The sequence below is a fragment of the Pantoea sp. PvP021 genome (assembly GCF_054056055.1).
In genome coordinates, this window is record NZ_JBSRXX010000001.1 from 1,823,863 (window position 1) to 1,849,471 (window position 25,609).

A 25,609-nucleotide genomic window follows, 5' to 3' on the forward strand; every position below is an offset into this window, starting at 1 on the left:
CGATCAGGGAGGCCAAAAAAACAGCCCCAGCCGCAGCATTATCTGCAGCCGGGCTTCAACAGTCTCACTCCAGCCAGCATGGAAAACATCCTTAGCGGACTTTACGAACCAGCTTATAGCCCAGCAGCAGCACCACTATCCACACCATACCGACATAGAGGGAAATGCGGGTATCGGGGAAATAGCCAATCAGACCGATAATAAAGCAGAGGAAGGCTACGCCGACGCCAGCAGTCCAGCTGCCGCCTGGCAGCGCAAACTGCAGCTTACTGGCAGCCTCTTTGCCAATTTTGCGACGGAACGCGATCTGCGACAGCAGAATCATGATCCAGACCCACACCGTTGCAAAGGTCGCCAGCGAGGCGATCACCAGGAAGACTTTTTCCGGCATCAGGTAGTTGAGATAAACCGCAATCAGCATGGCGAACATCATCACCACCACCGTCACCCACGGAATCCCGCGCGAAGAGACCTTCATAAAGACCTTCGGCGCATGTCCCTGCTGCGCCATCCCGTGCAGCATGCGGCCTACGCCAAACACATCGCTGTTAATCGCCGAGAGTGACGCGGTCAGCACCACAAAATTGAGGATAGAGGCGGCCGCCGCAATGCCCAGATGCTGGAAGGTCAGCACAAACGGGCTGCCCGAAGTTCCTACCTGATTCCACGGGTAGATCGACATAATCACAAACAGCGTGCCGACGTAGAACACCAGAATGCGCCACGGCACCGAGTTGATGGCGCGCGGAATCGACTTCTCCGGATCTTTCGCTTCACCGGCGGTGATACCGATGATTTCGATGCCACCATAGGCAAACATCACCATCTGCAGCGACAGCAGCATACCGACTACGCCGTGCGCAAAGAAGCCGCCGTTAGTCCAGAGATTGTGGATGCCGGTCGGCTGGCCGCCGTTGCCGAGCCCCCAGATGATCATGCCGAAACCGGCCAGAATCATCACGATAATGGTGGCGACTTTGAAGAAGGAGAACCAGAACTCCACTTCGCCGAACACCTTCACGCTCATCAGATTGACGGCACCGATGATCAGCACCACGCTCAGCACCCAAATCCAGTGAGGCACCTCAGGGAACCAGACGCCCATATAGATGCCGAACGCCGTGACATCCGCAATCGCCACAATCAGGATTTCAAAACAGTACGTCCAGCCGGTGATGTAGCCTGCCATCGGCCCAAGATAGTCCTGCGCGTAACGTGAGAAGGAGCTGGCCTGAGGATTGTTAACGGACATCTCACCCAGTGCGCGCATGATGATGTAAGCCACTGCCCCGCCGATGATATAGGCGAGCAGCACGCTCGGTCCGGCCATTTTTATCGCGTCAGCGGAACCGTAGAACAGCCCGGTGCCAATCGCCGATCCCAGCGCCATAAAGCGGATGTGGCGCGTGCTCAGTCCGCGTTTGAGCTTGTTGGTTTCTTGCATAACAACCTGTACCTGTGAAATGAAAAAACCACGGGCAGGCCCGTGGTTAAAGAAAAATCAGTGCTCTCTGCTACGAGTGAACGGTCACCTGTTCCGGCCCTTTCACCCGATCAACAACAGCGGCAATCAGCAGCATCACCAACGACGGCGGCAACCAGGCGAGACCCTGATCGGCCAGCGGCAAATTCTGACTGAAAGCGGGCAGCAAATCTTTAAACCCGGTGGTTTTAATCGCATCAACAATACCGAACAGCAAGCTGATTAACATGGCTGGCGCGATAATCCGGCTGCTCTTATTCCACCAGTTGAGAGTGAAACTCAGCACCACCAGCACGATACAGGGCGGATAAATTGCCGTCAGTACCGGGATGGAGATCTGAATCAGGTGGCTCAGGCCGAGATTCGACACCACCATGGAGAACAGACCCAGAATAAACACCAGCGTTTTATACGATAACGGCAGGTATTGCGCAAAAAATTCCGCACAGGCACAGGTCAGGCCTACGGCGGTCACCATACAGGCGACGAAGATCAGCGCGGCAAGGAAGAAGCTGCCCATGTTGCCAAAGGTGTGCTGAACATACGCGTGCAGAATCGCTGCGCCGTTAGCGTTTTGATCCACCAGCGCACCGCTGCCCGCGCCCAGCTTAAACAGGCAGAGGTAGACCAGCGTCAGGCCCAGACCGGCGATTAACCCTGCCAGCACGGTATAACGGGTCAGCAGCGCGGCATTATCGACGCCACGCGAACGGGCGGCGTTGACAATCACGATACCAAATACCAGCGCGCCCAGCGTATCCATGGTCAGATAGCCATTGACGAAACCGCTGGAGAAGGCCGCACGCTGATAATCAGCGGTAGCCGGAACCGTGCCGCCAGCAGGCCACACCAGGGCAGCAACGCCCAGCACGGTCAGCGCAATAATTTTTAATGGCGCAAGGAAGTGCCCTACCGTGTCGAGTAGCTTGCCGGGATAGAGCGATACGCCAATCACCAGCGTGAAGTAAATCAGGCTATAGATAAACAGCGGCAGCGCGCCATCACCGGTCAGCGGGGCAATACCCATCTCAAACGAGACCGTTGCCGTACGCGGTGTGGCAAACAGCGGCCCGACAGCCAGATAGCAAACGGTGGCCAGCACGATGCCAGCGACCTTGCCAATCGGGGTGCTGAGTGCATCCACGCCGCCGCCGACGCGGGCCAGCGCGATCACGGTCATCACGGGCAGACCGACTGCGGTAATCAGAAAACCAATCGCGGCAGTCCAGACGTGTTCGCCAGACTGAATACCGACCATGGGCGGGAAAATGATGTTGCCCGCGCCAACAAACAGGGCGAATGTCATAAAGCCCAGCGCGAGAATGTCCTTCGAAGTTAAACGATGTGTCATACGGCCTGTCACTGATGTTGCGGTGGAAGTTGGGTTAGTGTTGTCCCCTCGCTGCGTGTAAACCGCGACCAGGCTGACAATGTCAGCGCATTATGCTCGTCGCAGGGTAAAGCACAGGTGATTTGAGCTGCTTTTATTCTGTTCACAGAGGGATGGATCGACAACGGCGCTAAGTAAAACGTTTATAGCGGTGAAAGGCAATACGGGATCGGAAAACCAGAAGGTTATGCCGCCATTTTTTCAAAAGGCAGTGGATAGCGTTAATTTTTGCAGCAGGCACACAAGATGATGTGCCTAAACAATAGACAGAGCGCGAGAAATCCCCGCATAAACGGGCCTGAAGATACACAAAAGGCGCGTTTTACGCGCCTGTCTGCACAACGTTACAGCACTACCAGACCTGATTCGCGATATCGACCACTAAGCGAATCTTCTGCCACTGCTGCGCCTCGGTCAGGCTGTTGCCCTCTTCGGTTGAGGCAAAACCACACTGCGGACTGAGGCAGATCTGATCCAGACTGACATACTGCGCCGCCTCTTCCAGCCGGGTTTTCACCTGCGCCGGATCTTCCAGTTCACCCACTTTCGTGGTGATGAGGCCCAGCACCACCTGCTGATGACCTGGCTTAATGTAACGCAGTGGTTCAAAACCGCCGGAACGGGCGTTGTCATACTCCAGGAAGAAGGCATCCACGTTGACGCTGCCGAACAGGATTTCTGCGACCGGCCCATAGCCGCCTTCAGAGATCCAGGTTGAGCGGAAGTTGCCGCGACAGACATGCAGACCCACGGTCAGATCGGCAGGTTTACCTTCCAGCGCTTTATTCAACACCTGAGCATAAGTCTGTGCCAGCTGGTCAGGATCGTCGCCACGCGCCCGGATATCGCGCTTCTGATCCTCAGAACAGAGGTAAGCCCAGACGGTATCATCCAGTTGCAGATAGCGGCAGCCCGCGTCATAAAACGCCTGAATAGCTGCTTTGTAGGTCTGCGCCAGATCGTCGAAGTAGTCTGCCAGATCGGGATAGACTTCCGCGTCGATCACCTTGCGGCCACCACGGAAGTGCAGCACGCTGGGGCTGGGAATGGTCATCTTCGGCACCGCATCACCGGCAATACTCTGCAGGAAGCGGAAATGCGCCAGCATCGGATGATCCGCCGGGAAACCGAGTTTGCTCACCACTTTCACGCCATGCGCTTTGGTCTGCACGCCATTAAACTGAATGCCCTGCTCCGCTTCATAGCGCTCTACGCCATTCAGGCCATAGAAGAAGTCGAAGTGCCACCAGCCGCGACGAAACTCGCCATCAGTGACCACTTTCAGACCGTTTTCCCGCTGTTTCGCCACCACATCGCGAATCGCCTCATCTTCAACCTGACGCAGGGCCGCCGCATCGATCTCTCCGGCTGCAAACTGTTCGCGCGCCTGCTTAATGGCGGCGGGACGCAGAAAGCTGCCAACGGTATCGGCACGGAACGGGGCGGTTTCTCTTTGCATGATCACTCCTGTCTCCCCTGCCGGTAATGACGGCAGGAAATAGTTACATCCTGATATAAATAGCCATCTGGATGGCTACATGTCTGAACACAGAGTGGCATGGGCGGCTTTCTTCTGCAACTGAAGAAAATTCAGTGATGATGAAAAAAATTCACGTTCGGGGGATTAGCGCAGCGCGGCGCGCGCCTGCGTCATCTGACTGTCAGAGAGCGGCAGATAGCCCGCTTCGCTGACCCGCCGCTGTCCCTGCGCCGAAAGTACCTGCTCCAGAAACGCGGCCACCAGCGGCGGCAAAGGTTTGCCGGGCGCTTTATTCACATAGAGATAGAGCGGGCGCGCCCAGGGATAACGGCCACTGCGGATGGCCTCGGCATCCGGGGTAATCGCCTGCCCCTGATCATTCATCACCGCCAGCATTTTTACGCCGCTGAGATGAAAGCCAAAACTGGCGTAGCCGATGCTGCGAGAATTACCGGCCACCGCCTGCACCACTGCGGCCGAGCCGGGAAACTCCGCCACGTCGCTGCGAAAATCACCTTTGCACAGCGCCTGCTGCTTGAAGAAACCCCATGTGCCGGAGGCGGAGTTACGTCCATAGCGCTGAATTGGCCGTTTGCTCCACTGCGCGCCGGTTAAGCCGAGATCGCCCCAGCGCAGCGGCACGCTGTGTGCGCCACACAGACGGGTAATCGAGAAGATGGCATCGAGCTTTCGCGGTTCAATCTGCTGCAGCGGATTGCGCTGATTCACCACTACCACCAGCGCATCCATAGCCACCGGAACCGCCAGCGGCGGATAACCGTAGCGCGCCTCAAAGGCCTGGCGTTCATCTGCCTGCATCGGGCGGCTCATCGGACCGAGTTGTGCTGCACCCGCCGCCAGCGCGGTCGGCGCAGTAGAAGATCCGGAGGCCTGAACCTGGACATTGACGCCCGGCGCCTGGCGACTGAAATCCTCGCCCCACAGCGTCATCAGATAACCCAGCGTATCCGATCCGACGCTGCTGAGATTGCCGGAGAGCGCGCCGGGCTGGGCCAGTGCCAGGCCCGGCAGCAGAGTAACGATCAACAAAAGAAGGATGCGCATCAGGGAGATCCGGCAGCGATTAATGAACGGCATTCTCCTGCATCACGCTGCTGACAATCAACCTCGCTGGCAGCGTAAAGGTAAAACAGGTCTCCTTGTGCGGCACGCTGGTGATATCGAGCCGGGCGTTATGGTGGCTCAGAGCATGTTTCACTATCGCCAGCCCCAGCCCGCTGCCGCCGGTCGCACGCGAACGCGCTTTATCGACCCGGTAGAAACGCTCGGTAAGACGCGGAATATGTTCTGAGGCGATGCCCGGCCCGTTGTCGCACACCCGGAAGATAGCCCCCTGTTTGCCGCGCAGCCAGCTGATATCAATTCGCGTGCCATCCGGTGTGTGGTTTACCGCGTTGTAAACCAGATTGGAGATGGCGCTGCGCAGCTGTTCATCGTTGCCGAACACTTTCAGATGGGGATCGGTATGGAAATGGATGTCGTGACGGCCGCCACTCAGCGTTGCCGCCTCATGCTGCAGCAGTTTCAGCATCACCGGCACATCGACCTTCTCTTTCAGATCGATTGCGGGCGCGGCTTCAATGCGCGACAGCGTCAGCAGCTGTTTGACCAGGCTGTCCATGCGGCGCGTCTGCTCCGACATGGTGTGCAGCGCTTTGCTGCGCGAAGGCTCGCTCATCACCGAGTCGTTCATCATCTCCAGATAGCCCTGCAGCACCGTGAGCGGTGTGCGCAATTCATGGCTGACGTTGGCAAAGAAGTTGCGGCGCGCCCCTTCCAGCTGATGCATCTGCGTGACATCACGCGCCACCAGCAGCCACTGCCCTTCGCTGTAGGGCATGACGCGGAACTCCATATGAAGTTTGTTGTTCAGCACCAGCGTCAGCGGCTTGTCGAAATCACGCTGGCGAAGATAGCGCGAGAACTCCGGATAACGGAGCAGATTGAGGATGTTCTGGCCATTATCTTCCGGCCAGCGCAGACCCAGGTGCTGCTGCGCCAGGCCGTTACACCAGAAAATGGTGCCCTCTTCGGTGGTCAGGATCACCGCATCCGGCAGCGACTCGGCACCGCTGCGGAAACGCTTAATCAGATTGCCCAGTTCACGCCGCCGCCGCCGGTTGCGGAGCTGCATCTGGTAAAGACCATAAAACAGCGGTTCCCAGCTGGCACGCCCGGCCGGTGGCGTCATGGTGCGGTCCAGCCACAGCCAGTGCGACAGCCGCATCAGATTGTGAAAATGCCACAACAGCACCGTCAGCACGCTCAGCAGCAGCCACCAGGGCAGACCGCCGAACAGCAGGCCCAGCAGCACTGCGGGCAGACAGACCAGCAGCAGTTCTGTCAGTAATCTCTTCCAGGAGAGGCGTTCCAGCACGGTAAAGGCTCCGTTTAGTAGCGGGCAGAGAAACGATACCCTGTTCCGCGAACGGTTTGTACCATGCGATCGTGGCCGGACACTTCCAGCGCTTTACGTAAACGGCGGATGTGAACATCGACAGTACGATCTTCCACATACACATTGGTGCCCCAGACGTGGTTCAGCAGCTGTTCGCGGCTGTAAACGCGTTCCGGGTGGGTCATAAAGAAGTGCAGCAGCTTATATTCGGTAGGCCCCATCTCCAGCGGCGTGGTTTCGGACATCACGCGATGTGAGGAGGGGTCCAGACTCAGCCCCTGCATCTCAATCACCTCTTCCACGGCCATCGGCGAAATACGGCGCATCACCGCTTTGATCCTCGCCATCAGCTCTTTAGGTGAAAAGGGCTTGGTAATGTAATCATCGGCACCCACTTCCAGGCCGCGCACCCGATCCTCCTCTTCGCCGCGCGCGGTGAGCATCATCACCGGGATATCGCGTGTCATCGCCTCGCGTTTCAGATGTTTGATAAACTGAATACCGCTGCCACCGGGTAACATCCAGTCCAGCAAAATCAGATCGGGCCAGGGTTCAATCAGCTTGCCAACGGCGCTGTCATAATCTTCCGCCTCGATTGGCTGATAGTCGTTCTGCTCCAGAACAAAACACAACATTTCACGGATGGGGGCTTCATCCTCCACAACCAAAATGCGCTTAGCCATTATTACTCCTGCTGATTATGACGGATGTCACTGAGATTCGCGGCGCCATTATGCGTCAGATTTGTGACACTTTTATGAAAAACATAACCTGCCTGTAACCTCACTGGTAATCATTTATGACAGCGCAGCGACAATTTTTTGCTTTGGCCGCAGAGCCAGTATAATCGCCGGGCGAATCACAACGGCAGGGACTCATCATGCGCATCATTCATACTGCGGACTGGCATCTGGGGCAGTTCTTCTACAACAAAAGTCGGGCAGCCGAACATCAGGCATTTCTCGACTGGCTGTTGATCCAGATTGAACAGCATCAGGTGGATGCGTTGATCATCGCAGGCGATCTGTTTGATACCGGTACACCGCCCAGCTACGCCCGCGAAATGTTCAACCGCTTTGTGGTGGCGCTGCAGCCCAGCGGCTGTCAGTTGATTGTGCTGGCGGGAAACCACGATTCCGTTGCCACGCTGAATGAGTCGCGTGAGCTGCTCGCCTGCCTCAATACCCGGGTGATCGCCACCCCGCAGGAGAAGGATGATGTGCTGCTGCTCAACACCCGCCAGGGCCAGCCGGGCGCGCTGCTGTGTGCGATTCCCTATCTGCGGCCGCGCGATATCCTGCGCAGCCGGGCAGGTCAGTCGGGACGCGACAAGCAGACCTCGCTGCTGGAAGCGATCGCCCACCACTATCAGCAGCGATTCACCGCCGCCCAGGCGCTGGGCCATGCACTGCCGATTATCGCCACCGGCCATCTCACCACCGTCGGCGTCAGCCAGAGCGATTCAGTGCGCGACATCTATATCGGGACGCTGGATGCCTTCCCGGCCAGCGCGTTTCCCGCGGCTGACTATATCGCACTGGGGCATATTCATCGCGCTCAGCGCGTCGCGGGCAGCGAGCATATCCGCTACAGCGGCTCACCGATTCCGCTGAGCTTTGATGAGCTGGGCACAGAAAAAAGCGTCTTCCTGCTGGAACTCACCACCAGCGGCCTGCAATCAGTCACGCCGCTGGTGGTGCCACAGGCGCAGCCGATGCAGGTGCTGAAAGGATCGCTGGCGCAGATTGCAGAACAGTTAAATGCCTTCAGCACGGCAGAGCAGGAGAAGCCGACCTGGCTCGACATCGAAGTCACCACCCAGGAGTACCTCAGCGATCTGCAGCGTCAGGTAGAAACCCTGACCGCCACGCTGCCGGTCGAAGTCCTGTTGCTCCGCCGCAGCCGTGAACAGCGGCAACAGAGCCTGGCGCGGCTCGACAACGAAACCCTGAGTGAGCTGAAGGTGGAGGAGGTCTTTGCCCGCCGGCTGGCGCTGGATGAGGAGCTGCAACCGGCGCAAATCGCCGAGATGACCACCCTGTTCCGCCAGACGCTGGCCGCCATGGAAGAGACCCAATGAAGATCCTCACGCTACGGTTCAAAAACCTCAATGCCCTGCGCGGTGAATGGTTCATCGATTTTCGCGCCGAACCTTTCGCCAGCAACGGCCTGTTCGCCATTACCGGTGCCACCGGCGCCGGTAAAACCACCCTGCTGGACGCCATCTGCCTGGCGCTCTATCACCAGACTCCGCGCCTGGGCGCAATTTCACAGAGCCAGAATGCGCTGATGACCCGCGACTGTGCCGAATGTCTGGCCGAGGTGGAGTTTGAGATCAAAGGAGAAGCCTGGCGCGCCTTCTGGAGCCAGAACCGCGCGCGCGGCACTGCTGACGGCAAACTTCAGGCGCCGCGCGTTGAGCTGGCACGCTGCGCTGACAACACTATTGTTGCCGATAAAGTCGGTGACAAGCTGAAGCTGATCGAAACCCTCTCCGGGCTAGATTTTGAAAGGTTTACCCGCTCGATGATGCTGTCACAGGGCCAGTTCGCCGCCTTTCTCAACGCCAAAGCCAGTGAGCGCGCGGAACTGCTTGAGGAGCTGACCGGCACCGAAATTTACGGTCTGATTTCCGCCGCCATCTACGAGCGCCACAAAGAGGCAAAAACCCAGCTGGATCTGCTGCGCAGCCAGGCGGGAGCGATGGCGCTGCTGGATAGCGACGCACGCGCCGCGCTGCAACAGCAGCTCACCGATCTGACCGATGCGGAACAGCAGCTCAGCGCGCACTATCAGCAGGCGCAGCAACAGCAGCAGTGGCAACAGCAGGCGCAGCAGTTACAGCAGGAAGATGCGCAGGCTGACGTCGCGCTGCAGCAGGCCCAGGCTGCATCCCAGGCGGCAGAGGCCGATCGTCAGCGGCTGGCACGCAGCGAACCGGCTGAAAAGCTGCGGGTAAAACTGCAGCAGCGCGACGCGTTACGCACCGAACAGCAGCAGGTCGTGAGCCGCTGTCAGCAACTCACGGCGGCGCAGCAGCAGGCGCAGACCCAACAGCAGCAGCATCAGCAGCACTACGCGGCCACCCAGAGTGCCCGCCAGCAGGCGCTGCAGGAACAGCAGCAGCAGGAAAGTCTGCTGACAGAACAGGTGCTGCCGCTGGATCAGCGGATCAGCGCACTGCAGCAGCAGCTTGCGGAGCAGCAGCAGGAAAATGCCCGACAGCAGCAGCATGCTGATCAGACACAGGCCAGCCTGGCAGAGCAGAAGCGCCAGGTTGAGACATGGCAGCAGGCGATTGCCGAACAGCATCAGTTACGCCAGCAGCTTGCCGATCTCGCCCAATGGGGCGCTTCGCTGCCGGTGTGGCAGGAGAACTTTGCCCTGCTGGCGCAGCGTGAAGCGACCCTGGCCGGACTGGCGCAACAGCGCGAGCAGCAGCAGCGACAGATCGCTACCCAGCAGGCGGAACAGCAGCAGCAGGCAGAACAGGCGCTCCCGCGCCAGCAGGCGGAGCAACAGGCCCGCCAGGCGCTCTCGCAGGCGGAGCAAGTACTAACTTCGCTACAGGAACAGCATTCGCCTGCCGCACTGCGTCAGGCATTAAGCCAGTTGCAGAACAGCCGTCCGGCTCGTCAGCAACTGCTGCTGCTTTCAACCCAGTGGCAGCCGCTGCACCAGCAGCTGGACCAGCGCCAGCAGCGGCTTATCGCGCTCGCAAAAGCGCATCAGCAAAGTGAAGCGGAACTCCAGGCGCTGCGCGAGACGTGGAAACGCGAGAAACAGCAGCTGGATGATGTCGAAAAAATCTGCGCGCTGGAGCAGCAGATTGTCGATCTCAGCGATTACCGCGCCCGGCTCGCCGTCGATCAGCCCTGTCCGCTGTGCGGCTCCTGCACGCATCCCGCCGTTGAGGCCTACAGCACGCTGGAAGTAAGTGCTAACCAGCAGCGCCGGGCTGCACTGCAACAACAAACCGAGGCATTGCGCGAAGCGGGCACGGCAAAAAGCGAACAGCTGAAACAGTCAGCCGTGCAGCAGCAGACCCTGCGCGATGAGATCGCGGAGATGCAGCAACAGCTCGATCGGCTTGAGCAGCAATGGCAGGCGCTGAGCAGTGAGCTGGCACTTACCTTCCCGCTCGCCGATCGGGATGCCTTAACCGCGTGGGAGCAGCAGCAAAGCGAGCGTGAAAGCCAGCTTGAGCAACAGCGACAGGCGCAGGAAGCCGCAGAACAGGCGCGTCAGGCCGCAAAAGATTACTATCTTCAGCAGTCACAGGCCTGGCAGCAGCATTTGCAGGCAGAACAGCTGGCGCAGCAGTCGCTGTCCAGCCTGCAACAGGCGCTGGATGCGCTGCAACAGCGTCAGCAGCAGGAACAGCAGGCCATGGCGCAATTGCAGAGTCGTCTGGAGCAGCAGTTCAGTGCACACAACCTTGCCCTGCCCGACGCCGCCCATCGCGATGCGTGGCTGACAGAACAGCAGCGGCGCTGGGAGCGCTGGCAGGAAAGTGAGCGGTTGCTAGCAAACCTGCAACCGCAGCTGTTAAAGGGGGAAACCCAGCTCACTGCCCTGCAACAGCAGGCAGAACTGGAGCAGCAGCAGCTCACCACTCGTCAGCAGCAGCAAAACCAGCGCCAGACGCAGCTCAGCGAGATGCGCCAGCAGCGTCTCGCGCTGTTTGGCGACCGCGAGGTCACCCACGCCCGTCAGCAGATACAGGCCCGCGTTCAGCAGGCTGATGAACAACTGGCACAGCAGCTCACTGCCCTGCAACAGGCGCAGGCCGAGGTCAGTCGCCTGCAGGGTGAGCTTTCGGGGCTGGAAAATCAGCGGCAGACGCTCAATAGCAAACTGGCAGAGGCGGAAAGCGCGCTGCAGCAGGCACTGGAGAGCGCCGGATTTGCGGATGAAGCCAGCCTGCGCGCGGCGCTGCTGGATGAGCAGACCGCAGTGCAACTGCGTCAGCAGTTGCAGCAGCTCGATCAGCAATGCCAGCAGCAGCAGGCGCGACTGGCGGATCTGCGCCAACGGCTCAGTCTCCATCAGCAGGCGAAACCCGCTGCGATGCCGGAATCCGCCGAGGCGCTGGCGCAACAGCTGGAGCAGTTACGGCTGACACTGCGCGACAACGCCAGCCAGCAGGGTCAGATTCAGCAGCAGCTGCACAGCGATGCCAGCCTTCGTGTGCGCCAGCAAAGCCTGATGACGCAGATTGAACAGGATGGTGTGACGCTGGCGCAGTGGAGCCTGCTCAACGATCTGATTGGCTCCGCCAGCGGCGATAAATTCCGGCGCTTCGCCCAGGGCTTAACGCTGGATCACCTGGTGGCCCTGGCTAACCGTCAGCTCGATCGGCTGCATGGCCGCTATCTGCTGCAGCGACGGGCGCAGGATCTGCTGGAGCTGGATGTGGTCGATACCTGGCAGGCCGATGCGGCGCGCGATACCCGCACGCTGTCGGGTGGTGAGAGCTTCCTGGTGAGTCTGGCGCTGGCGCTGGCGTTGTCGGATCTGGTCAGCCACAAAACGCGCATCGAATCGCTGTTTCTGGATGAGGGTTTTGGCACGCTGGATGCGCAGACGCTCGACACCGCGCTGGACGCACTCGATGCACTCAACGCCAGTGGCAAAACCATTGGGGTGATCAGCCACGTGGAAGCGATGAAAGAGCGCATTCCGGTTCAGATTAAAGTACGCAAGATGAATGGGCTGGGTTACAGCCAGCTGGAACTGCCGCAGGGATAGCGGGCGCCAGGGCGGTAAATTCTGGTTCTATCGACAGTCGGAGTAATGCCATAGCATTCATGATGCCGGTCTGTAGACTGTCGGCAGCAGACCGGAAGATCTTTAAGGAAAGTTGGCCAGTTAAATGAATTTAATTAATATAACGATGAGAATGTTGCCGGGAGTGATTATTGCAATATCGCTCAGCGCCTGTCAGCATCCTGTGGAAAAGCAACGGGATAGCGTGGCAAACCTCTGTCAGCCGTCGAAAGATCCTGACAGCCAATCCTGTCACTGGACTAATCAAATGCAGCCAGTACTGAACCGGCAGTTCAGCGATGCGGCGCGTTACGCCGGTCAGCAATGTCTGGTACGGATGGAGTGGCAACCACACAGCAGACATTATGCGGTGACCCAGACGCAGGGTGATGAAGCGCTCTGCCTGCGCGCCTGGCAACTGGTCGCGCAGACCCGCGATCTGCCGCCGCCGCCGGAGCCTGGACAACCGGCGTGGTTCGGCTTTGCGCCGCGCGGTTAGCTGGCCAGACCTTCCTGACGCCACTGGCGCGGACTGATGCCAAACCAGCGACGAAACGCGCGTGAAAACGCGCTGACTTCCGAGTAGCCCAGCAGCAGCGCCATCTCAGAGATGGGCAGCTGCTTCTGCTGCAAATAGTGTGTCGCCATTTCGCAGCGCACCTGATCGACCAGCGCGGTAAAGCTGCTGCCCTCTTCGCGCAGCCGCCGCTGCAGTGACCAGCTCGACAGTCCGAGCTTATCCGCCACCTCTTCCAGCACCGGCTCACCCTGCATCAGCGATAAATTAACCTGCGAACGCGCCTGCTCAATCATGCTCTGCTGTGACGTCACACGGTTAAGCCGTCGGATCGCATCCTGCATCACCATTAACAGGATCGGATCGCTCTCCGGCATGGCGCGCTGCAGATCGCGTTTGGGGATCACCAGTGAATTAAACGGCTGATCGAACCAGACCGGGGCATCAAACACTTTGCAGTGATCGTGCCACTGGCCGGGACGCGGATGTTCAAAGTGGACTTCGCGCGGTGCCCAGTGTCTGCCCGCCACGTGGCGGATCAGATTCATAAACATCCCCAGCGTCAGCTCCGCATCCTGACGGCGCGACAGGATCGCGCCATGTCGCACCTGATAATCCAGCCGCCAGCACTCTCCCTTATCCACCAGCCGGGTTAAGGTGTCGTGCTGATGCCAGGGAAATGCGTTGACCACATTATGCAGCGCCTGTTCCAGCGTGGCGGAGCACAAACCGATGTAGCCGATCAGGCCTAATGACTGCGGTTTAAACTGCCTGCCGTAGTGCAAACCGAAGTTATCAAAACCGGAGTGACGCGCCGCCTCTTCCAGCACCCGACAGTAGTTAACCAGCCCCAGGCTGAGCGTCGGACTGGCCAGGCGCTCCGGATCGATGCCGCTGATGCCGAAGATGCGATCAACATCGCCGCCCTGGGTATGAATAAAGTCGCTTAAGCCAGTCGCCGCTGCTGCCAGCACGCCGTGATTGCCTGCCCCCGCCGCTGCCGAGCAGGCCGCAAACGCATCGGGCTTTATCAGTGTCGGATTCATGGTCGCCTCAGTCAGAATTCAGGTGGATCACCCGTCACTTCTATCCGAGCAATTTCCATACCAGGTCCCTGATGCCCGACGCTCCGCCTGCGGGCTGTCCGGGCGGCGTGCAGGTTACGCGCAGGGCACTGCGGCGGCGCAGCGACGCCCGCCGCTGGTGCATCAGACGCCGACCGGCAGCTGCTCACCTTCCAGATAACGGCGGCAGAGGCGGACCGAGTGGCTGGCCCACGCCGATCCCAGGCTGCGCGCCATTTCGGTTTCGGCATGTGATCCCACCCACGCGGTGAGCTGGATACGACGCTGGATTAACAGCGCGGGCAGCATGGCCATCTCCGCATCGCTGATATGCGCCACCTGCTCATAGCCGCGGATCCAGTGATCGATCCACTCTGGCGCGCGCGGATGATGCTCAACAAAACTGATCGCCGCCGCCAGATCGTGCAGATACCAGCCTATCCCGCAGTCATCGAAATCGATCACCCGCGTTTCGCCCTTGTGCAGCAGCAGATTGGTCAGCCGCAGATCGGCGTGGATCAGGCCATAGCGATCCGATCCTTTACCGAACTGCGTCATCGCCGCGCCGACCTGGCTTATCGCCTGCTCTACCACGCCGTGATCGGCAGGATTCAGATCCGGCGCATCCTGCCAGCGTCCCCAGTGACTCTCTGCGCTGGTCATGGTGTGGTGATCCCAGATGATGCGCTGGAAACCCGCAGGCGGCTGCCACTGTTTACTGTGCTGATGCAGCCGCGCGGTGATCTGGCCGAGCTGCTGAAAAGCGCGGGGATCGACGTCGGTGGTCGGCATCTCTCCGTCGATCCAGTGAAACAGCACCACGTAGCGTTCACCGCCCTCCGGCAGCCGCAGCGTCAGCACGGTTTCGCCCTCTTTGTCCGGCACCGCTTCCGGCACCATGATGCCGGTTTCGCGCAGTGCATCAAGCCACAGCAGTTCGCTGACGATGTCCGCTTTTTGATGATAATCGCCGCGATGCAGCCGCAGCGCATAACGCCGGCCTGCCGCCTGCAGCAGAAACGTGGCGTTCTCTGAGCGGCACAGCAGGCTGAGCTGGCCCTGCAGCGCGGCGGGATAACAGGCCAGTGCCTGCTGTGCCATCAGGGTAAGTTGGGAATCAGTCAGGTTGTCATATTGTTTAGCGCTCATCAGTCCGGCTCCTTGTCACTTGCGTTATCTCAGCATGCGTTGCCAGAAGGTGAGCTGCTTGACTCCGGAAGAGACAAAGTTGACCGCAGCGTGCAGCTGGCCCGGTTGTTGCCTGTGAGTTGACCGTGGAGGACAGAAGTCACTGCGCCCGCGTCAAGTCGTGGCGAGTAATGCAACGGCATTATCCCCTTACTGTAGCGTAATGGCGGTGTAACGCCGCGCGAAGCCAACAACGACGGGGATAACAGTATGACAAACAGACTCAAGCCCACTCTGGGCACCCTGCATCTGTGGGGGATTGCGGTTGGCCTGGTCATTTCAGGCGAATATTTTGGCTGGAGTTACGGCTGGGCCGTGGCGGGCACGCTGGGATTTCTGGTCACCACCGCGTTGATCGCCACGCTCTATACCTGCTTTATTTTTAGCTTCACCGAACTGACCACCGCGATCCCCCATGCAGGCGGGCCATTTGCCTATAGTCGCCGCGCCTTTGGCGAAACCGGCGGACTGATTGCCGGTCTGGCGACGCTGATTGAGTTTGTCTTTGCGCCACCGGCGATTGCCATGGCGATTGGGGCTTATCTCAACGTGCAGTATCCCGAACTGAACCCGAAGACTGCGGCGGTCGGGGCTTACCTGGTGTTTATGACGCTGAATATTCTCGGCGTAAAACTGGCGGCGATGTTTGAACTGGTTGTGACGGTGCTGGCGGTGATTGAACTGCTGGTGTTTATGGGTGTGGTTTCACCCGGCTTCAGCCTGGCGAACTTCGCCGCGCACGGCTGGGCAGGCAGTGACAGCTTCGGACTGCCCGCCTTCTCCGGGATTTTCGCCGCCATTCCTTTTGCCATCTGGTTTTTCCTGGCCATTGAAGGCACGGCGATGGCGGCCGAAGAGGCGAAAGATCCGACCCGGACCATTCCCCGCGCCTACATCAGCGGAATTCTGACGCTGGTGGTGCTGGCGATAGGTGTGATGCTGATGGCGGGCGGCGCGGGCGACTGGCGCAAACTTGCCGACATTAACGATCCGCTGCCGCAGGCGATGAAAATGATTGTCGGCGAACACTCTAACTGGATGCATATGCTGGTGTGGATTGGACTGTTTGGCCTGATTGCCAGCTTCCACGGCATCATCCTCGGCTATTCACGGCAGTTTTTTGCCCTGGCACGCGCGGGCTATCTGCCGCCTTCTCTGGCCAAACTGTCGCGTTTCCAGACCCCGCATCGGGCGATTATTCTCGGCGGCGTGCTGGGTATCGCGGCAATTTACAGCGATGGCGTGATTAATCTGCAGGGGATGACGCTGACGGCGGCGATGATCACCATGGCGGTATTTGGCGCGATTGTGATGTACATCATGAGTATGCTAAGTCTGTTTAAATTGCGCCGCAGCGCGCCGGAGATGGTCCGCAGTTTCCGCGCGCCGGGCTATCCGATTGTTCCGGGCATCGCCCTGCTGCTGTCGGTAGTCTGTCTGCTGGCGATGCTGTGGTTTAATCCGGTGATTGGCGCGCTGTTTTTCGCCATCATGCTGGCAGGCTATCTCTACTTCCTCGCCACCAAAGCGCAGCGCGATCGGGCGCCGCAGGACAGTATGCTGGTCGGCGAATAAAAGCGGCGCGGGTGAGTGCCTTGGGTTAACGATTCAGCGCCGGGTCTCTCTGGCGCTGAATCGTCAGCGGATGCTCGGGTAACTCAGCCGTTAAGCGGCCAGAGCCACGCCGCACCGCGTACGCCGCTGGAGTCGCCATGCTGCGCCTTCAGCACCGGCGTTTCACACTCCCCGCCAAATACCCACTTCTTCATCAGCACCGGCACGGTCTGATAGAGACGATCCACATTGCTCATCCCACCGCCCAGTACAATCACATCGGGATCGATCAGGTTCACCACCTGCGCCAGCGATTTTGCCAGCCGCAGCTCATAGCGGCTCATCGCCAGTTCGGCGATCGGATCCTGCTGCGCCAGCAGCGAGACGATCTCCGCACCTTTGCGATGCACGCCGCTCAGCCGCTGATAGTCGATACCAAAACCGGTGCCTGAAACAAAGGTCTCTATGCAGCCCTGCTGACCGCAATAACAGGGCACTTCCTGACGGTAGCGCAGCTCATCCTCATCCATCCACGGCAGCGGATTGTGGCCCCACTCACCGGCATTGCCGTTGCCCCCGATACGCGACTCACCGTTGATCGCCACACCGGCGCCCGATCCGGTGCCGATGATCACGGCAAACACCAGCGACTGTCCGGCACCGGCACCGTCGATCGCTTCCGACACCGCCAGGCAGTTGGCGTCGTTGGCGATACGCACTTCCCGGTTCAGCGCCTGCGCCAGATCTTTATCCAGCGGCTGACCGTTGAGCCAGGTGGAGTTGGCATTTTTTACCCGCTTACTGTAGGGCGAAAGCGTGCCGGGAATACCGAGGCCGACCGTGCCGGTTTCGCCGGTTTTCTGCTCCGCCAGCGTGACCAGATCGACAATCGCCTGCACCGTTGCCTGATAGTCATCACGCGGGGTATTCACCCGGTGGCGGAACAGCTCCTCTCCCTTATCCGACAATGCGATCACTTCTGTCTTGGTGCCACCCAGATCTATGCCTATGCGCAAGATTACGTCCTCGTTATTCGTTCAGGTGAGAGATACAGTAAAAGGCGTCTGCCGGAAAGGCAATGAAACCACTCCGATGTTTCGCTATCATGCGCGCTGACTCTCGCAGACTTGTGCGCCCGATCGCGCCACGGTAAGGAATCCCGATGTTGTGGTTTAAAAATATGATGGTTTATCGTCTGAATCGTGACATTCCGCTGTCCGCAGATGAGATGGAAAAGCAGCTCGACGCCTTCACGTTTTCACCGTGTGGCAGTCAGGATATGAGCAAGACCGGCTGGGTCTCGCCGATGGGCAACCGCAGCGATGCGCTGACCCATGAAAACAAAGGCCAGATTGTGATTTGCGCCCGCAAAGAAGAGAAAATCCTGCCTTCGCCGGTGGTGAAACAGGCGCTGGAAGCGAAAATCGACAAGCTGGAATCTGAGCAGAGCCGCAAGCTCAAAAAGACCGAAAAAGATTCGCTGAAAGATGAAGTGCTGCACAGCCTGCTGCCGCGCGCCTTCAGCCGTTTCAGCCAGACCTACCTGTGGATCGACACGGTCAACAACCTGATTATGGTTGACTGTGCCAGCGCAAAAAAAGCGGAAGATACCCTGGCGCTACTGCGCAAAAGCCTGGGCTCACTGCCGGTGGTGCCGCTGACGCTGGAAAGCCCGATTGAACTGACCCTGACAGAATGGGTACGTTCAGGCGAGCTGCCTGCCGGATTCGCCCTGATGGATGAAGCGGAGCTGAAAGCGCTGCTGGAAGATGGCGGCGTTATCCGCTGCAAGAAACAGGATCTGGTGTGCGATGAGATCGCCAACCACATCGAAGCGGGCAAGCTGGTAACCAAACTGGCGCTCGACTGGCAGGAGCGCATTCAGTTCGTGCTGGCCGATGATGGTTCAGTGAAGCGTCTGAAGTTCAGCGACACGCTGCGCGACCAGAACGACGATATTGACCGCGAAGATTTTGCACAGCGCTTTGATGCGGACTTTATTCTGATGACCAGCGAACTGGCCGCACTGACCAGCAATCTGGTAGAAGCGCTCGGCGGCGAAGCCCAGCGTTAATCAGTCACCGGCAGAATCATCCTGACAGACGATATTCGCCAAAAAAAGGACCGCTAAGCGGTAATGTCAGTCAGTTAAACGACAGGTGATACCGCAGTCTGGTGCCGGGCAGGGGCTGGCGGTCCTCGCGCCGCTGCGCGGTTCCTTCACTCCATTTCTCTGCCTGACGGACCGGCGGGGATGGCACATCCTGTGCCGCCCCGCCTTTCGCCCGCGTCCTGCGGGCTCTCCTGGCAGACTCATTCTGTTCAGCGCTGCGGATTGCCTGCCCCTGCCCGCCACCGGCCTGCTCTGAAACTTCAGTGTGTATTGTTAAAAAGGGCACGAGAGTGGAGGCCTGAGCGCCTCTGCTGCTGAAAGGGCTATCCGCAGCGCTGAGGCGTGACGGTGGGCCAGAAGTCCACGCCGGGAAGCGTGGACAGTTCGGGGCCGGCCAGGGAGGGCCGATCCCCGAACGGTTCGTCGGCACGACGTCAAAGCCGAAGGTACCGCGTGAGCGGCGCGAGGACGGCCCGGCAGCAGCAGAGGTGCGCTGGCCCGCACTGCGGCACGCTCGCCCTGACAAAAAAGCTGCCACGTTTGACCGTGACAGCCTTTACAAATCTAATCTTAACTGACCAGCATTACCGCTAAGCGGCCATGTTTTTAATCTTTCAGGTAACGGCAGAGATAGGAACTTGGCTCGCCAACCTGCAGATGAAATTCGCTGTGACCCGGCACGTTAAACACCGAACCCGCTTCAAACCATTTCCACTCGGTTTCACCTGGCAGTAATACCTTAAGCGAGCCGCTGACCACGGTCATCTCCTCCGGCTGGCCGGTACCGAATGTGTATTCGCCTTCAGCCATTACGCCCACGCTGGCACGTCCGGTGCTCGCACTGTCAAAACCGATAGACTTAACTTTTCCGTCAAAATACTCACTAACGTTGAGCATAATAGTTCTCCAGAGCACATGTTGTGTGTCTGGCAGTGTAGAAGGGAACCCGCTGATCTGTCACGCGAAATGATGGCCGTTTGTGATCTCTTCACTCAGGGAAGCAACTCCGCCGCCAGGCGCGCCACCAGCTGATTAGAGAGCAGAACCGGTACGCCCAGCCGCTGCTGTAACCCTATCCGATGCTGCTGGTGATAACCCATACAGTCGAGCACCACCAGCGCTGCGCCCTGCGCTTTCAGACTGTTTGCAGCATCGGCGAAGGTTGCCTGATCGCCCTGATAGGGACTGGCGACCGCAAAGCAGGGCTGCGCGGGCAGTTGCTGCCACTTACCTGCCTGCTCAACAATCTGCTCCTCAACCGGCACGACAATGCCGACCCGCTGCTGCTGCACCATGGCGCAGATGAGCGGTGGAATCAGGCGATCCGGCTCCAGCAGTAGCGCACGCTGGGTGCGGAGCCGGCTGAATTCACCGGTGCAGAGCAGCAGAATGGTCACATAGCCCGCCTGCTCCAGCGCACTGATTTTGCGCTGCAATCCCTGCTCCACTTTCGAGGCCGCCAGCCGCACCTGTTCGCCACTCTGCAGCCGCGACACCAGAACCCGGTCGCCCGCTGCTGGCGCGAAGCGTGCGGCAATCTCTGCCGCGCTGAGTCCATCCAGTAAACCGGCGTGATCGGTCAGCGCATCCGGCAGATGCTGCCGCAGCAGCGGCAGAATATCGCTGCGCGGAGACTGGCCGATAGTCAGCGTTACCAGTGGTTTCGTCATCTTAGTGATTCCGGTGACGCAGATGCGCCAGGCTGCCATAGAGTGAAATCAGCCGCGCATACTCTTCGGCGTCGTAGAAGTGACAGGTTCCACGACCAAACTCCTTGGCCACCTCAATGGCAAACTTCGCCGCTGCCGCAATGTCCACTTCATGGCTGGCGCCGGTTCCGCAGCCCGGCACCACCGACTCGGCGGTGATCGCCACCCCCACCACCGGCACATCCGTGGCGGTAGAAGGTTGCAGAATGCTGTTGAGGTGATAAACCCCATTGCCGTAAGGTGTAATATCCTGCGTGGTGATGGGAAAGGTCACCGCCGGACGGCCGCTGGTCATCTCCATGATGCGCAGCAGATCCTCCGAAACCCGCAGGATGTAGCCCTCTTTCACCGTCGGCGACAGGGCAAAGCCTTTGTGGTTGATAATGCGGTTACCTTTGGTGGTGTCGATTGACAGAATCGCATCCACACCCGCCACCACTTCATTATCATTCATGGTGACATCGTCAATCGGCGAGTCCATGAAATCGACCGGCAGATGCGGCCGCGTTGGCGCATCCGGGCAGATATGGGTGGTAATGATGACGTCGCCATCGAGCCTGTCGCCTTTGCTCTGCATCTGCGCCAGTTTAAGCGCGCTGGCAACGGCCGCGATCGCGCCATCCGCATCTGACACCATGCCGATACGACCAGGACGAGCGCCGATGCCACCAAGGCGACCAATAATCCCCAGCGTCGGTGCACTGCCGCCGCCTGATTTGCCCTGCGTCCCCGGAATATCAATGCGCACAAAATCGGTGCGGCCTTTGGGACCGGAGACACGGGTAAAGCGGGCATCAACATCAGGATACGCCGCGAAGAGATCCACCACCTGCTGTCCGTCAATGTGGGCGCTATCCAGTAACTCAAAAACCGCCAGGGTCTGCTGCAAACTCATGCTTTATCCTTTTATTTCTTGCTGCTGCTGGCAAACAGCGAATGAAAGAAGCTGTAGAGGGCATCACCGGCAATAAAGCCTGCCGCCATCACCTCCATAGGCGACCGGCCCCGCTCGCCCCAGATCCGGATGATTATGATGCGTAAGGCGATCCCCACCACTACTGCCCAGCCCGCCATGGCGTTATTAATTAATAAACCGGTGGCGAGCAGCACGCCCAGCTGGCGTTTCGGCCCGCCGATCAACTGAATAATCGCACCCGGAATCGCCCACATCAGCAGATTACCGGCGATACCTGGCTCAGCACCCGCCTGAATGGTTTTGGCATACACCCGCGCTACAGGCGGCAGCAGGTTGTCAGCAAAGAAGAAGGTATGGGCGTACCAGACCAGCGGAATCGACACAACAAAGGCGATCATAGCTGCGATGAGCTGAATACGACGTCCCCAGAGCTCCTGCTGCAGATCGGCACCGTTGCCGCGCAGGATAAAGCCTGCCTTCAGGTCATAACCCATATCGGCGAACGCCGGACCGGTGGCGGCGGTAAAGCCGCACAGCAGGCAGAGCGCCAGCGGTGGGAAGCCGATCAGAATGCCGATAATCAGCGTAATCAGCGCCACGGCAAAGGCCGGGAACCAGCCGGAGTGCATAGCGGCAATGCCGACAATCAGTTCATGGGCGAAAGCAGCAAACGCGGCATAAAGAACAAACAGCAGCAGCATCGCGATGCCCATCTCACTCCACAGGCCGCCCGCCAGCGCCAGCAGCGCCGAAATCACGATGTAACCCACGCTGCCGAAACCCAGCGCCCGCTGCACCTCATTGCCATTGCGGCTTACCACCAGCGCATCATTTTTGCGGCTGCGAATCACCATCACGACCTGAATCAGCGCTACCAGACCGGCACCGACCATCACGCCATGCGGAATATAGAGCGCATTAATATCAATACCGGCCACCGGCTGCGCATAGGCACGCAGCAGAAAACCGATGCCGAGCATCGACAGCGCCCAGATATTGCCGATAAACGCGGTGCCGAAGGCGGACATCGGGATCTTCAGCATGGCACCGACGACGCCACCCACGATGCCCAGCACCAGCAGCCACGCCTGGCGTCCGCCTTTATCACCCGCTTTGATCGCTTCTGCTGCCGCAACGCCCGGTGGCCAGGCATTACTGGCCGGAAAGACGCGGGTATCAAACAGCCGATAGAGCAGCCAGGCATCCAGCAGCATCGCGGCGCTGACGCCACAGAACAGCGGCAGGACCAGTTGCGGTTCACCCAGCGCCCAGGGCACGGCAATCGGCATCAACAGACTGTTCGCCGCCCCAAAGGTGGCTGAAGAGATGGCGGTCTGCGCCAGGTTCTGGATTTCAATTGAACGATAACGGCGAAATGCCTGCAGCGGAATACGCGCCAGCAACATGGCAAACAGCGCGCCGATAATAGAGGTGTTAGGCGTTACGCCAATGGTGGTAATCAGCTGAATGCCAATAATGGCACCCGCGATGGAAAGAAGAATTAAAACCAGTGCCACGCCAACGTGCTTAATCGGATTTACCCGTTCCATACGTCCCCGCCAGTCCTTGTCCAGAAGAAATGAAATAACGTCTACCCGCCTGCTGGCCGGTTTACGCCGGTTATCAGTTTCACTGCTCTGATGCGCACAGAGATTGCAACAGCCACTGCAGATGGTCGTCCCTCCGCATGCTGAACCGATACAGGAGGCAATGAGAGACGGACACAGGCAACCGGAGTGCTGCGTAAAGCGTGGCGATCAGATTGAAAGAAAAAGGCCCGAAGGCCTTTGTTTTCCCTGGTGTGGCGAAAGTACTACGCCGATAAAAACGGTGTGAAGTTACGCGCCATATTTTTCGGTCATCTCAGTGGCCGTTGCGCGTAATGCTTCAAGGAGCTCTGACGGGAAACCCGGTTCAGACTCCATAGACGGAAACGACAGGCAGAGTGCCACCGTTTCGCCATGATGTTTGTTATGAACAATAACTGACAGCGAGCTGATGCCTGGCAGCGATTCATTTCGGGCCAGTGACCAACCCTGCTGGCGGATCTCAGCCAGTCTGGCACAGAGTGCCTCAGGACTTTGCGGCGAGTTCGCTGATGCGACCTGCCATTGATCATGGAAGCGCGCCAGCACCTCTTCATCACTTAACTGCGCTAACAGCGCCCGGCCGGTTGAGGTCGCGGCAGCCGGCATCCGACTGCCCGGCGGCGTGACCATCTGCGTAAAGTGACGCCCATGAAACATACGCATCACTAATACTTCCCGCCCGTCGAGCTTCGACACGTAACCCATGCAGCCGGTCTTCGCAGCCAGCCTGACCATCGCCGCTGAAACGCTGTCAACCAGCGGTGCCGAAAGATAATGTCCGGCGGCAGCCAGCAATACGCGACCAATGTGATAACCGCGCGTATCCGCATTCCGCTCCAGCAGCCCCTGACTTTCCATGGTGGCCAGCAGACGCGAAACGGTGCTTTTTGGCAGGTTTAACGCCTCAACCACCTCACTGAATGAGAGACCAACATGCCCCTGCGTCACACCTTTGTGCTGAAACAATCGAAGTACGGCGGCAGCATTTTCAAGTGTGGTCATGTTACGTGTTCCACTATATGGAACTAAGTTCCTCTGTTGGTTTGATGAAAATAAAGCGTGGCGCTGAATCGGTCAAGCGACAATTTGACTCACACAGAGATCGGCAGCAGAGAAAATAAGGGGATAAAAATGATTAGCGGGGCTTTATCTGGTGAGACAAGGAGAGTGCAGAACAGAAGCATACGCAGAGAGCATTCGACAGTAAATCTGCGTCAATTTCGCTTCTTAAATAACCCGATCGACTGCAGGTAGGAGTAAAAAGAGGCGTGGTTCAGGCACAGCGTCAGGCGGGTCAGTAATAAGCAGTTATCCGGTGTAACAGGCTGGCGTCCCTGCCAGCAGTGAAGCTTTACTCTTTTTCAACGTCTTCGTAGCGCGCTTTAGCGTCACGCGCTTCTTCTTCCGTTTCGTGCTCACTGATTAATGAATTCGGTTTGGGATGATCAGCACGCAATTCGTAAGAGGTTACTTTATTACCTTCAGTGCCCTTTTCAACTGGCACAACTTTCGCTTCACGTGGATACGGTGGTCTGGTCGGCATACTGTGTCCCTCTTGTCTGAATAACATTCCACAGGACAGGCCGCTGCCTGTCATAGGATAAGTATAGACAATGCCGTCTGAAGCGGGATCAAAGCGGGAAAAATCTGAGGGTTAGCTGGCGCGCGCCAGAGAGAGTGACAGCAGAATTTCCTCTACCACGCACTCGGGCGATTGCATCGCATTTACCTGATGATGGGCCGCAGCCTGATAGAGATGCGCACGTTCACGCAGCACATCACTCATCTCATCAGCAATCGGACGGCCGGTTAAGGTCGGACGCTGGGCCGCTTCAGGTTCACTTTCCAGCCGCTCTGCCAGCACCTCGGGGGACGCGCTAAGCCAGATCACCTGGCCCTGCTCCTGCATAAAACGACAGTTCTCTTCAGCCAGAATCATGCCGCCGCCGGTGGCAATGACGGTTCCGGGTGCCGTTACCGCTTTGAGCGATTCCGTTTCACGGGCGCGGAAACCTTCCCAGCCTTCCTCCGCCACAATCTCCGTCACGCTCCGCTGCGTGCTGAGTTGCAGATGGTGATCGGTATCCGTAAAGGCGTAGCCCAGCGCCCGCGACAACGCCTCGCCGACCGTGGTTTTGCCGCAACCGCGAGCGCCAATCAAAAAGATGGGTAGTGACATCAGGGCCGTTCCTCCGCCTGACCGCGCGATGCGGCTGCATGGTGAGCTTATTAATGCGACGCATAATAACTGGAAATTATTATGGCCTCTACCTGTCAGGCACGATTTACGCATTTTCGTCCCCTGAACAGCGACAATCTTTGTGTTTTCAAGGGGAAATGCATGCACGTTTTGTGCATCAGGGCCGTAACAGAGCGATAAAAACTCCGCAAAAGAGCGGCTAAAATGCGTCGGCAATA

21 protein-coding genes are annotated in these 25,609 nt (G+C 58.7%); 5 read left to right on the forward strand and 16 right to left on the reverse strand.

Annotated features, from left to right (window positions below):
• Positions 1-91: 91 nt before the first annotated feature.
• The 6 genes from proY to phoB all read right to left on the reverse strand — a co-directional run bounded on the left by proY (position 92) and on the right by phoB (position 7,455).
• Positions 92-1,444: a proline-specific permease ProY gene (proY, locus tag ACVKSX_RS08570; RefSeq protein ID WP_010255326.1), complete on the reverse strand. Its 1,353-nt coding sequence runs from the start codon at positions 1,442-1,444 to the stop codon at positions 92-94.
• Between the two features lie 70 nt (positions 1,445-1,514).
• A complete protein-coding gene (gene brnQ, locus ACVKSX_RS08575) occupies positions 1,515-2,834 on the reverse strand; it encodes a branched-chain amino acid transporter carrier protein BrnQ (RefSeq protein ID WP_010255323.1) in 1,320 nt (439 codons plus the stop codon).
• Between the two features lie 391 nt (positions 2,835-3,225).
• Positions 3,226-4,332, reverse strand: coding sequence for a cobalamin-independent methionine synthase II family protein (locus tag ACVKSX_RS08580; protein WP_010255320.1), 1,107 nt, complete (start codon positions 4,330-4,332; stop codon positions 3,226-3,228).
• 165 nt (positions 4,333-4,497) lie between these two features.
• Positions 4,498-5,418 carry a PstS family phosphate ABC transporter substrate-binding protein gene (locus tag ACVKSX_RS08585; protein ID WP_122889177.1) on the reverse strand — a complete coding sequence of 307 codons (921 nt, stop codon included), beginning with the start codon at positions 5,416-5,418 and terminating at the stop codon, positions 4,498-4,500.
• A 19-nt stretch (positions 5,419-5,437) separates the two neighbouring features.
• A complete protein-coding gene (gene phoR / locus ACVKSX_RS08590; RefSeq protein ID WP_010255313.1) occupies positions 5,438-6,751 on the reverse strand; it encodes a phosphate regulon sensor histidine kinase PhoR in 1,314 nt (437 codons plus the stop codon).
• A gap of 14 nt (positions 6,752-6,765) precedes the next feature.
• On the reverse strand, positions 6,766-7,455 hold the full coding sequence (phoB, locus tag ACVKSX_RS08595) for a phosphate response regulator transcription factor PhoB (protein ID WP_003852491.1): 690 nt from the start codon (positions 7,453-7,455) through the stop codon (positions 6,766-6,768).
• A gap of 197 nt (positions 7,456-7,652) precedes the next feature.
• On the opposite strand from phoB, the gene sbcD reads away from it, so the two are divergent.
• From sbcD to ACVKSX_RS08610, 3 genes are all read left to right on the forward strand, one after another.
• Complete coding sequence (gene sbcD, locus ACVKSX_RS08600; RefSeq protein WP_249654359.1) at positions 7,653-8,852, forward strand: exonuclease subunit SbcD; 1,200 nt, start codon at positions 7,653-7,655, stop codon at positions 8,850-8,852.
• Complete coding sequence (locus ACVKSX_RS08605; protein ID WP_354438527.1) at positions 8,849-12,523, forward strand: AAA family ATPase; 3,675 nt, start codon at positions 8,849-8,851, stop codon at positions 12,521-12,523. Before sbcD ends, ACVKSX_RS08605 begins: the two co-directional genes overlap by 4 nt.
• A 124-nt stretch (positions 12,524-12,647) precedes the next feature.
• Complete coding sequence (locus tag ACVKSX_RS08610; RefSeq protein ID WP_154209614.1) at positions 12,648-13,040, forward strand: cell envelope integrity TolA C-terminal domain-containing protein; 393 nt, start codon at positions 12,648-12,650, stop codon at positions 13,038-13,040.
• On the opposite strand, the gene qhpR is transcribed toward ACVKSX_RS08610, so the two are convergent.
• Positions 13,037-14,104: an AraC-like transcriptional regulator QhpR gene (gene qhpR / locus ACVKSX_RS08615; protein ID WP_163850660.1), complete on the reverse strand. Its 1,068-nt coding sequence runs from the start codon at positions 14,102-14,104 to the stop codon at positions 13,037-13,039. The two genes, ACVKSX_RS08610 and qhpR, sit on opposite strands and share 4 nt — an antisense overlap.
• A 162-nt stretch (positions 14,105-14,266) precedes the next feature.
• Entirely contained in the window at positions 14,267-15,271 is a 1,005-nt protein-coding gene (locus ACVKSX_RS08620) for a phosphotransferase enzyme family protein (RefSeq protein ID WP_354438528.1), read from the reverse strand.
• A gap of 249 nt (positions 15,272-15,520) precedes the next feature.
• On the opposite strand from ACVKSX_RS08620, the gene eat reads away from it, so the two are divergent.
• Positions 15,521-16,885, forward strand: a complete 1,365-nt coding sequence (gene eat, locus ACVKSX_RS08625) for an ethanolamine permease (RefSeq protein WP_354438529.1) — start codon at positions 15,521-15,523, stop codon at positions 16,883-16,885.
• An 83-nt stretch (positions 16,886-16,968) separates the two neighbouring features.
• Here eat and mak read toward each other — a convergent pair whose 3' ends face one another.
• Positions 16,969-17,880, reverse strand: coding sequence for a fructokinase (gene mak, locus ACVKSX_RS08630; RefSeq protein WP_010255298.1), 912 nt, complete (start codon positions 17,878-17,880; stop codon positions 16,969-16,971).
• Between the two features lie 146 nt (positions 17,881-18,026).
• On the opposite strand from mak, the gene rdgC reads away from it, so the two are divergent.
• On the forward strand, positions 18,027-18,938 hold the full coding sequence (gene rdgC / locus ACVKSX_RS08635) for a recombination-associated protein RdgC (protein WP_022625153.1): 912 nt from the start codon (positions 18,027-18,029) through the stop codon (positions 18,936-18,938).
• Between the two features lie 645 nt (positions 18,939-19,583).
• Here rdgC and ppnP read toward each other — a convergent pair.
• The 7 genes from ppnP to aroL all read right to left on the reverse strand — a co-directional run bounded on the left by ppnP (position 19,584) and on the right by aroL (position 25,370).
• Complete coding sequence (ppnP, locus tag ACVKSX_RS08640; RefSeq protein WP_009091800.1) at positions 19,584-19,874, reverse strand: pyrimidine/purine nucleoside phosphorylase; 291 nt, start codon at positions 19,872-19,874, stop codon at positions 19,584-19,586.
• A gap of 95 nt (positions 19,875-19,969) precedes the next feature.
• Positions 19,970-20,647: an AroM family protein gene (locus tag ACVKSX_RS08645; RefSeq protein WP_354438530.1), complete on the reverse strand. Its 678-nt coding sequence runs from the start codon at positions 20,645-20,647 to the stop codon at positions 19,970-19,972.
• A gap of 1 nt (position 20,648) precedes the next feature.
• Entirely contained in the window at positions 20,649-21,581 is a 933-nt protein-coding gene (locus ACVKSX_RS08650) for a DUF1177 domain-containing protein (RefSeq protein ID WP_010671177.1), read from the reverse strand.
• Between the two features lie 11 nt (positions 21,582-21,592).
• Positions 21,593-23,152, reverse strand: coding sequence for an OPT/YSL family transporter (locus ACVKSX_RS08655; RefSeq protein WP_052272146.1), 1,560 nt, complete (start codon positions 23,150-23,152; stop codon positions 21,593-21,595).
• 288 nt (positions 23,153-23,440) lie between these two features.
• A complete protein-coding gene (locus ACVKSX_RS08660) occupies positions 23,441-24,193 on the reverse strand; it encodes an IclR family transcriptional regulator (RefSeq protein WP_010255274.1) in 753 nt (250 codons plus the stop codon).
• 349 nt (positions 24,194-24,542) lie between these two features.
• Positions 24,543-24,734, reverse strand: coding sequence for a YaiA family protein (locus ACVKSX_RS08665; protein ID WP_010255272.1), 192 nt, complete (start codon positions 24,732-24,734; stop codon positions 24,543-24,545).
• A gap of 111 nt (positions 24,735-24,845) precedes the next feature.
• Positions 24,846-25,370: a shikimate kinase AroL gene (gene aroL, locus ACVKSX_RS08670; protein ID WP_010255270.1), complete on the reverse strand. Its 525-nt coding sequence runs from the start codon at positions 25,368-25,370 to the stop codon at positions 24,846-24,848.
• Between the last annotated feature and the right edge of the window lie 239 nt (positions 25,371-25,609).

Coding starts and splice junctions, on each gene's coding strand:
- sbcD (WP_249654359.1), top strand. CDS start 7,653: ATGCGCATCATTCATACTGCGGACTGGCATCTGGGGCAGTTCTTCTAC.
- rdgC (WP_022625153.1), top strand. CDS start 18,027: ATGTTGTGGTTTAAAAATATGATGGTTTATCGTCTGAATCGTGACATT.
- ACVKSX_RS08610 (WP_154209614.1), top strand. CDS start 12,648: ATGAATTTAATTAATATAACGATGAGAATGTTGCCGGGAGTGATTATT.
- ACVKSX_RS08585 (WP_122889177.1), bottom strand. CDS start 5,418: ATGCGCATCCTTCTTTTGTTGATCGTTACTCTGCTGCCGGGCCTGGCA.
- ACVKSX_RS08655 (WP_052272146.1), bottom strand. CDS start 23,152: ATGGAACGGGTAAATCCGATTAAGCACGTTGGCGTGGCACTGGTTTTA.
- ACVKSX_RS08580 (WP_010255320.1), bottom strand. CDS start 4,332: ATGCAAAGAGAAACCGCCCCGTTCCGTGCCGATACCGTTGGCAGCTTT.
- ACVKSX_RS08605 (WP_354438527.1), top strand. CDS start 8,849: ATGAAGATCCTCACGCTACGGTTCAAAAACCTCAATGCCCTGCGCGGT.
- ACVKSX_RS08665 (WP_010255272.1), bottom strand. CDS start 24,734: ATGCCGACCAGACCACCGTATCCACGTGAAGCGAAAGTTGTGCCAGTT.
- ppnP (WP_009091800.1), bottom strand. CDS start 19,874: ATGCTCAACGTTAGTGAGTATTTTGACGGAAAAGTTAAGTCTATCGGT.
- eat (WP_354438529.1), top strand. CDS start 15,521: ATGACAAACAGACTCAAGCCCACTCTGGGCACCCTGCATCTGTGGGGG.
- qhpR (WP_163850660.1), bottom strand. CDS start 14,104: ATGAATCCGACACTGATAAAGCCCGATGCGTTTGCGGCCTGCTCGGCA.
- ACVKSX_RS08645 (WP_354438530.1), bottom strand. CDS start 20,647: ATGACGAAACCACTGGTAACGCTGACTATCGGCCAGTCTCCGCGCAGC.
- phoB (WP_003852491.1), bottom strand. CDS start 7,455: ATGGCTAAGCGCATTTTGGTTGTGGAGGATGAAGCCCCCATCCGTGAA.
- proY (WP_010255326.1), bottom strand. CDS start 1,444: ATGCAAGAAACCAACAAGCTCAAACGCGGACTGAGCACGCGCCACATC.
- brnQ (WP_010255323.1), bottom strand. CDS start 2,834: ATGACACATCGTTTAACTTCGAAGGACATTCTCGCGCTGGGCTTTATG.
- ACVKSX_RS08650 (WP_010671177.1), bottom strand. CDS start 21,581: ATGAGTTTGCAGCAGACCCTGGCGGTTTTTGAGTTACTGGATAGCGCC.
- aroL (WP_010255270.1), bottom strand. CDS start 25,370: ATGTCACTACCCATCTTTTTGATTGGCGCTCGCGGTTGCGGCAAAACC.
- ACVKSX_RS08620 (WP_354438528.1), bottom strand. CDS start 15,271: ATGAGCGCTAAACAATATGACAACCTGACTGATTCCCAACTTACCCTG.
- ACVKSX_RS08660 (WP_010255274.1), bottom strand. CDS start 24,193: ATGACCACACTTGAAAATGCTGCCGCCGTACTTCGATTGTTTCAGCAC.